Consider the following 6,894-nt stretch of genomic DNA (forward strand, 5'->3'; position numbering starts at 1 on the left):
AGTTCATGACGCTCCATGCGTCCACCACGAAGCTGGTTCGCGTCGATGATCGTGGCATGCTCCTGGACATGGATACTCCTGAGGAGTATGACCGTGTCCTCGAGTGTCTCAAATCTGCGGAAACATTCACCAGGGAGGTCTGATGGATTCCATCTATCAATACATAGCAAAGCTCGAACAGGAGGGTCGTGAGTTCGCCATCTGCACGGTCATCAACGCACAGGGTTCTTCTCCTGGACGCACCAATTTCAAGATGGTCGTCCTGCCCGACGGTGCCCAGCGTGGGACCGTCGGCGGCGGCAAGCTTGAATTGACTGTTCTGGGGGCCGCTCGCGATGCCATTGCCGAAGGAAAATCACGTGTCGTCAGCTTCGATCTGAGCCAGAATGGCGAGGACAGCCTCGGCATGCTGTGCGGCGGTCAGGTCACACTCTACATAGAGTACGTGGGCAGCCGTCCGCTTCTCTATATCTACGGTGCCGGGCACGTCGGCCGTTTTCTGGCGACATTCGCGTCTCTTGTCGGGTTCGAAGTGACGGTGCTGGACGATCGGCCGGATTTTGCCACCCCTGCTCGTTTCCCCGACGCACACCACTTTCTGACCGGCGAGTTCGTAGAACTGGTTCAGACGACCGCCTATGGCTCGCAAGGATATCATGTCATTCTCACGGACAGACACGTGAGCGACGAGCGAGTGCTGCAGGCACTTCTGGAGCGCAAGGTGGACAACCGTTACATCGGGATGATCGGTTCGCGGTCGAAGACGCTTGAGGTCTTCCGCCGCCTGGTGGCCGCAGGAGTAGGCAGGGAAGACCTTGCCCGCGTGTATGCCCCAGTCGGCATCGACCACGGCGGCCAGACTGCCGAGGAGATAGCACTTGCCATCTGCGTTGAACTCGTGGCCGTGCGTCACGATCACACCCTGGCCGATTCGATGAAGAACAGGGCGAATATCATTGGACTTCTGGAGAGTAGATCATGATCAAGGAACTCGAGTACCACGCAGCACATGACCTGAAGGAAGCGCTGAAACTGGCGGAGCAGTACGGGTCACGCAAGCGCTTCCTGTCTGGGGGTACGGACGTGACGGTGCGTCTCAAAGAAGGACTCGTCAAGGAAGGTGTTATCGTCGACCTCTCCCGCGTGGCGGAGCTTCGCTTCGTGCGTGAGGAGTCGGGCATCGTCCATGTCGGAGCCTGTGCCACCCATGCGGACCTCAGCGCTTCCCCCATCCTCCAGCAGCACGGCTGCGCGCTGGCCCTGGCGGCTTCACGGGTCGGCGGTCCTCAGATTCGCAACATGGGGACGGTCGGTGGCAACGTGGCCAACGCGTCTCCTGCGGGTGACACGATCCCGGCGCTCATCGTTCTTGATGCCGTCGTGTCCATCGCCAGCCATAAGGGCATCCGGGAGGTTCCCATCATCGACTTCTTCACGGGGCCGGGACGGTCCGTACTTGCCGCAGAAGAACTCGTGACAGAGCTCCATTTCCCTGCGACGGGGCCAGGCGAACTGACCGGTTTTGGCAAGCTGGGTGCACGGCAGGCGATGACGATCTCCACTGCCAACGTGGCCTTCTATTTCAGGATCGGCAACAACCACCGTATCGTCGAGGCCCGCATCGCCTTCGGTTCGGTCGCGCCGACCGTCGTCCGGGCACACAAGACCGAGCAGATGTTCTGTCGGCTCTCCCCAGTCCTGTCATGGGACGCCATTCGCGGCGCCGCCCAGATGGCCTGGAAGGAAGTAGCCCCCATCGATGACCTGAGAGCAACTGCGGTCTATCGCAAGGAAGCCGTTGTCGGGCTTCTTGCCGAGGCCGCCTATGAAGCGCTTGCCTCCTGCTGGCATGAACGTTAAGATCAAGCTCTTTCAGGACTATAAGCAGTACCACGACACGCCCGAATACGAGCTGGAACTCCCTGCAGGAACGACGGCTGGGGAGATCGTGAGACAGCTTGGGATCAAGGGCCCGGAACTGGCGTACCTCATCCTCATTCTGAAGGGCAAGCGCGTGTATGACGAGTATGTCCTTCAGGACGGCGACGAGCTGGTGTTTGCAGCCCCTATCGGTGGTGGCTGAACGTGAAAGGAGCTATGTGATGGACGATATCCGTTTCGAGCAGATGAACAGGGTCGACGCACAGGGCAAGGCGTGCGGCACCACGGCGTATATGTCCGACCTCTCATTTCCGGGGATGTTGTTTGCATGGTTTGTGCGCAGCAAGTACCCGCATGCCCTGATCAAAAGCGTCGATATCAGCAAGGCGATGGCGTTGGACGGTGTCGTCACGGTACTGACGGCGGCAGACGTGACCGGGTTCAACGGGTTCGGGATCGTCGATCCCGACATGCCGGTCATTTGCGGCGACAAGGTGCGGTATATGGGAGATACTGTGGCGCTGGTGGCTGCCACGACCGAACGCATCGCCGAACAGGCGGCGGCTCTGGTCGAGGTGGACTACGAAGTCCTGCCGGTCGTCGACGACCCCATCGAAGCGCTGAAGCCTGATGCCCCCAAGGTCCATGACAAGGGCAACGTCTGCCTGCACACCCTCATCACGAAGGGCGACGTGGAGCAGGGACTCCGTGAAGCGGACCTCGTCATCGAGCATGAATACCGGACGCCACGTCAGGCCCATACGTCGCTGGAGACCGAATCTGGTGTGGCCGTTCCAGAGACCGACGGTTCGCTGTCGATGTATGCAGGCTCTCAATATGCATTCCGGGACCAGCTGCAGCTTGCCCGTATCCTGGGGATGAATCCCCGGATGATCCATGTCTACAGCAACCCAGTGGGTGGTGGTTTCGGAGGCAAGGACGAACTGACCATCCAGGGTGGCATTGCCCTGCTTGCCATGAAAACGGGCAAGCCCGTCAAGGTTGTGCTCTCACGCGAGGAGTCGCTGGTGTCGGGCTGGAAGCGCCATCCGTTCATCGTACGCACGAGAACCGGTTTCAAGAGCGACGGTACAATGCTTGCCAACGACGTCACCTGTTACGAGGACAAGGGTGCCTACACGTCGCTCGGTGGCCCCGTCCTCAACCTTGCGCTTGAGCATGCCTCATCCCTGTACCGCGTCCCCAACACACGCCACGAGGGCTGGGCGGTGTTCACCAACAACGGTGTCTGTAGTGCGTTCCGTGGTTTTGGCGTGCCGCAGGTTTTGTTTGCGCTGGAATCCAACATGGACGAGGCGGCGGAGAAGCTGGGGCTGGATCCAGTCACAATACGACGGAAGAACGTCCTGCACCAGGGCGAGGTTTCCCCTATCGGCCATACCTTGCGCACAGGTGTTTCCATGGATCTCGTCCTTGACGCTATTGAGAAATCCGACTTGTGGCAGCACCGCGAGGAGTACAAGAAGACAGACAGGCCATGGCTCCGGCGCGGGGTCGCTCTGGCGCTTGCTCCGCAGGGAGCCGGACTCGGGGTCGGGATTCCCGATTATGGCGGTGCGTACATCGATCTCGACCGGGACGGCAACTTNNTGGCTGCAGGCCTGCTGCACGTCCATCCGTCGCGTGTGCATATCGTCGCGGGTCAGACTGAGGGCTCGGTGGACGCCGGCCCCGCGACTGCCTCTCGGTCGATGTACACGGCCTCGAACGCTATCGCGGCAGCGTTCCATGATTTCGGTGTCAAAGTGGCCGGCGCGCTGGATGTGAAGTATCACACGGGAGCGGATGCGGTCTGTGAAGCGAGGGACGGCGGTATGACGACGCCGGCGGGCTTCCGGACGTACGAGGAACTGGCTCAGGAGTTTTCACAGGAATCGCCGTTGCGCGGGGAGGGCTACTTTGTGTGGCCGACCGCCGACCGGGAGATCCCCGGAGCTGCCGGGCTGCCACACTGGATCTACAGCTTCGCCGCCCAGGCGGCGTTAGTAGAAGTCAACACCCTGACCGGCGAAACCCACCTGCTCAAGGTCGCGACAGCTCTGGATACAGGACGCACAGTCAACCTGCAGCAGGTCGAGGCCCAGATCGACGGAGGTGTCGCACAGGGCGAAGGGTTCGCCTTGTTTGAGGACACGCTGATCGCCAAGGGGCAGGTGCGCACGAAGAACTTCTCGACGTATATCATCCCGACCGTCCAGGATGTGCCCGAGCACGAGTACATCATCCTGGAGAATCCTGAGGGAACCAGTGCCCTCGGGGTGCGAGGTATTGGCGAAGTGGTAATGGTCCCCGTCATTCCTGCTGTTGCCCTGGCGATCCACGATGCCACGGGTGTCTGGGTTCGTCAGTTGCCCGCGACGCCCGAGCGCGTCTACCGCCTGCTGCATCCCGACGTCCAATAGCTGGATCCAATGTTCAGAGCGCCCTCGCGGATTTTCGTGTTCTGCGGGGGTGCTTCTTGCATAATCGTGTCAGGAACTCATAGCATGACAGAACAGTCTAATGACTGAGTTTGTGTGTCCAGGAGGTTCATGATATATTGTGAATAAAGTGTGAAGTTAAGCCATCGGTCAAACGGCGGGATTCGCGTTGTATAGATGAAGGTGATTCTCCTTGTTTTTGGATTGCAGAATGATCTGCAACCATCACACTGTATGCAACGACCAGGAGGGGCTTGATGAGCAAAACTTATGTACTTCTCTTGATTATCGTTTCATTGCTGGCGACTTCGTTTGCAGGGATCTGCCTTCCGCGGGCAAGAGCTGCAACGCAGCCACAGGTCGTGCTCACGACGAGCGAAGCCGGCCTGATGTCTGGGTATACGGTCACCTTCACGACTGGTCCTGCCGGTGACCTCACAAGCAACCAGGGGAAGGTCTCCGCCCTCTTCCCCACCGGTACCGTCTTGCCCGCAACCATCTCGCCGAGTTCTGTGCACCTCAATGGACTGACGCCGCCTGCAGTGCAAGTCGTTGGCCAGCGCGTCGACGTCACCGTACCGGTCGGCGTGGGTGTCAATGCTCAGGTGCAGGTAGTATTCGACGAGGCTGCTGGAATCCGCAACCCGTCAACTCCCCAGTCTGCTGTGCTGCAAGTATATACGACGTCGGAGAGTAGCAGTGTGTCGAGCGCGACGTATCAGATTGTTGCTCTTGGTCGCACGACTGCAGTGGTGACCCCCCTGAGTCCTGACGGACTCAACGGGTACTACAAGACCCATCCTATCGTCAGCATCGCCATTATTGGCGGTTCCAGTGCAGGGTTGTCTGTCTTCTATCGGATCAACGGTGGCGCTGAAACACCATATGTTTCGCCCATTCAGATTCCAGACGGTACCACGACGGTTGTGTACTATGCGCGGGACATCCTGGGGAACCAGGAGAATCCAAACACGCTGAGCTTCAAAGTGAAGACGACGCTGCCTCAGATCACGATTCTCTCGCCGGCAGAAGGAAGCTCGGGCAAGGTTCAGCACGTGACCCTGACCGGTCGCACTGAAGCAGGCAGTTCCGTCAGAGTGAATGGGATTGCCGCGACGGTCCTGCCTACAGGTGAGTTCTCTGCCGGTGTCAGCCTTCAGGAAGGCGCCAACGTTGTTCAGGTCGTCGCCACGGACGTCGCAGGTAATGTCGGCCAGATACGTGTGAATGTGACCCTTGATACCAAGCCGCCCGTGCTTGCGCTGACGTCCCCTAAGATCTACTCGACGGTGACGACACAGCAGGTGGCGGTCACCGGCAAGACTGAGGCCGGAGCGACACTGACGGTAGCGGGCTCACGGGTGAGCGTCGCAGCGGATGGTTCGTTCAGCATCATGTACATGTTCCCGAAGGAAGGGCTGAACGTCGTCGAGATAACCTCGACAGACGCAGCGGGAAACAGTGCGAAGGCCGACATCCCAGTCACCTATGTCGCGCGCACGTTGATTCGTCTCCAGGTAGGCAACAAGACCGCTATGGTCAACAATGTCAGGAAGACACTTGATGCAGTTCCTGTCAACGTCAAAGGCGTTGTCATGGTTCCGCTTCGGTTCATTGGAGAAGCGTTCGGAGCCCTTGTCACGTGGGACCCAGTGTTCCAGATCATTGACATCGAACTGAGGGGTTTGCCGATTCGCCTTCAGCTCGGAGCCAACTATGCATCCGTTGCAGGCAAGAAGGTTATATTGCAGGGTATCCCTGTCAACATGAAAGGGACGACCATGGTTCCGATTCGTTTCATTGGAGAGGCATTTGGTGCCCAGGTCGCCTGGAACGCTCCCACCCAGGGCATCGACATCACGTACCCGAAGCCCTGAGTCCAGTACTAATTCATCAGAGAGGGGTGTAACATGAAGCATGAGGGACTGATCGTTGGTCTGCTGGTCGTCACGGTCGTCTGTTCCGCGGCAGCGCTTGCTCTGAGTATTTCACGCCTCCCGCGTGTGTCCAGGGTTGTTGCTGCTACCGGTACGGCCCAGAAGTCGTTTGTACCAGATATCGCCCATGTGGACCTTGGTGTCCAGACGGACGCTGCGACAGTGCAGAAGGCTCAACAGGACAACGCGGCGACAATGAACGGCGTCCTGGCTGCCCTGAAGGCGCTCGGCGTCAAGAGTGAAGACATCCAGACCAGCAGTTTCTACGTCAGCCAGAACTTCGACTACTCAAGTGGGAAGTCGGCGAAACCGACAGGGTGGCGGGTCACAAACACGGTGACCGTCGCTGCTAAGCCCGAGACCGTATCGGCCATCATTGACGCGGCTTCGAAGGCCGGGGTGAACATCTTCAACAGTGTCAGCTTCGATATCAGCAATCGCGAGGAGCTGAAGGCAGGACTGATGAAGGATGCCATGGCGAACGCCCGGGCGAAAGCCATGGGAACGCTGGCAGGCACAACTCATACCCTGGGTGACATCGTTTCGATAGCGGCAGACTGGTCCGGGCCTTCAGTGGTCTATGCTGGTCCACAGGGAATGGGGGGCGCTACAGATTACGTCCCCGTGGAAACCGG

6 protein-coding genes are annotated in these 6,894 nt (G+C 59.1%); all 6 read left to right on the forward strand.

The genetic code is table 11. The features are described from left to right. The first annotated feature begins 142 nt into the window (after positions 1-142). A complete protein-coding gene (locus SMC5_RS00885; RefSeq protein WP_119119212.1) occupies positions 143-982 on the forward strand; it encodes an XdhC family protein in 840 nt (279 codons plus the stop codon). Further along, the gene (locus SMC5_RS00890; protein ID WP_119119213.1) at positions 979-1,860 is read left to right on the forward strand and encodes an FAD binding domain-containing protein; all 882 of its coding nucleotides are present in this window, start codon (positions 979-981) and stop codon (positions 1,858-1,860) included. The genes SMC5_RS00885 and SMC5_RS00890 overlap by 4 nt, the downstream gene beginning before the upstream one ends. Beyond that, the gene (locus SMC5_RS00895; protein WP_165848903.1) at positions 1,850-2,083 is read left to right on the forward strand and encodes a MoaD/ThiS family protein; all 234 of its coding nucleotides are present in this window, start codon (positions 1,850-1,852) and stop codon (positions 2,081-2,083) included. The genes SMC5_RS00890 and SMC5_RS00895 overlap by 11 nt, the downstream gene beginning before the upstream one ends. Positions 2,084-2,126: 43 nt before the next feature. Beyond that, the gene (locus SMC5_RS00900; RefSeq protein WP_455423442.1) at positions 2,127-4,304 is read left to right on the forward strand and encodes a xanthine dehydrogenase family protein molybdopterin-binding subunit; all 2,178 of its coding nucleotides are present in this window, start codon (positions 2,127-2,129) and stop codon (positions 4,302-4,304) included. 275 nt (positions 4,305-4,579) lie between these two features. Continuing rightward, positions 4,580-6,199: a stalk domain-containing protein gene (locus SMC5_RS00905; protein ID WP_119119216.1), complete on the forward strand. Its 1,620-nt coding sequence runs from the start codon at positions 4,580-4,582 to the stop codon at positions 6,197-6,199. Between the two features lie 33 nt (positions 6,200-6,232). Next, positions 6,233-6,894, forward strand: a 662-nt coding sequence (locus tag SMC5_RS00910) for an SIMPL domain-containing protein (RefSeq protein WP_119119217.1), incomplete at its 3' end; no start/stop codon positions are given.

The sequence above is a fragment of the Candidatus Cryosericum odellii genome, assembly GCF_003570935.1.
Taxonomy (GTDB): Bacteria; Caldisericota; Caldisericia; order Cryosericales; family Cryosericaceae; genus Cryosericum; species Cryosericum odellii.

Excerpts from the sequence above, each read along its gene's own strand:
- SMC5_RS00885 (WP_119119212.1), top strand. The coding sequence starts at position 143 with ATGGATTCCATCTATCAATACATAGCAAAGCTCGAACAGGAGGGTCGT.
- SMC5_RS00890 (WP_119119213.1), top strand. The coding sequence starts at position 979 with ATGATCAAGGAACTCGAGTACCACGCAGCACATGACCTGAAGGAAGCG.
- SMC5_RS00895 (WP_165848903.1), top strand. The coding sequence starts at position 1,850 with ATGAACGTTAAGATCAAGCTCTTTCAGGACTATAAGCAGTACCACGAC.
- SMC5_RS00905 (WP_119119216.1), top strand. The coding sequence starts at position 4,580 with ATGAGCAAAACTTATGTACTTCTCTTGATTATCGTTTCATTGCTGGCG.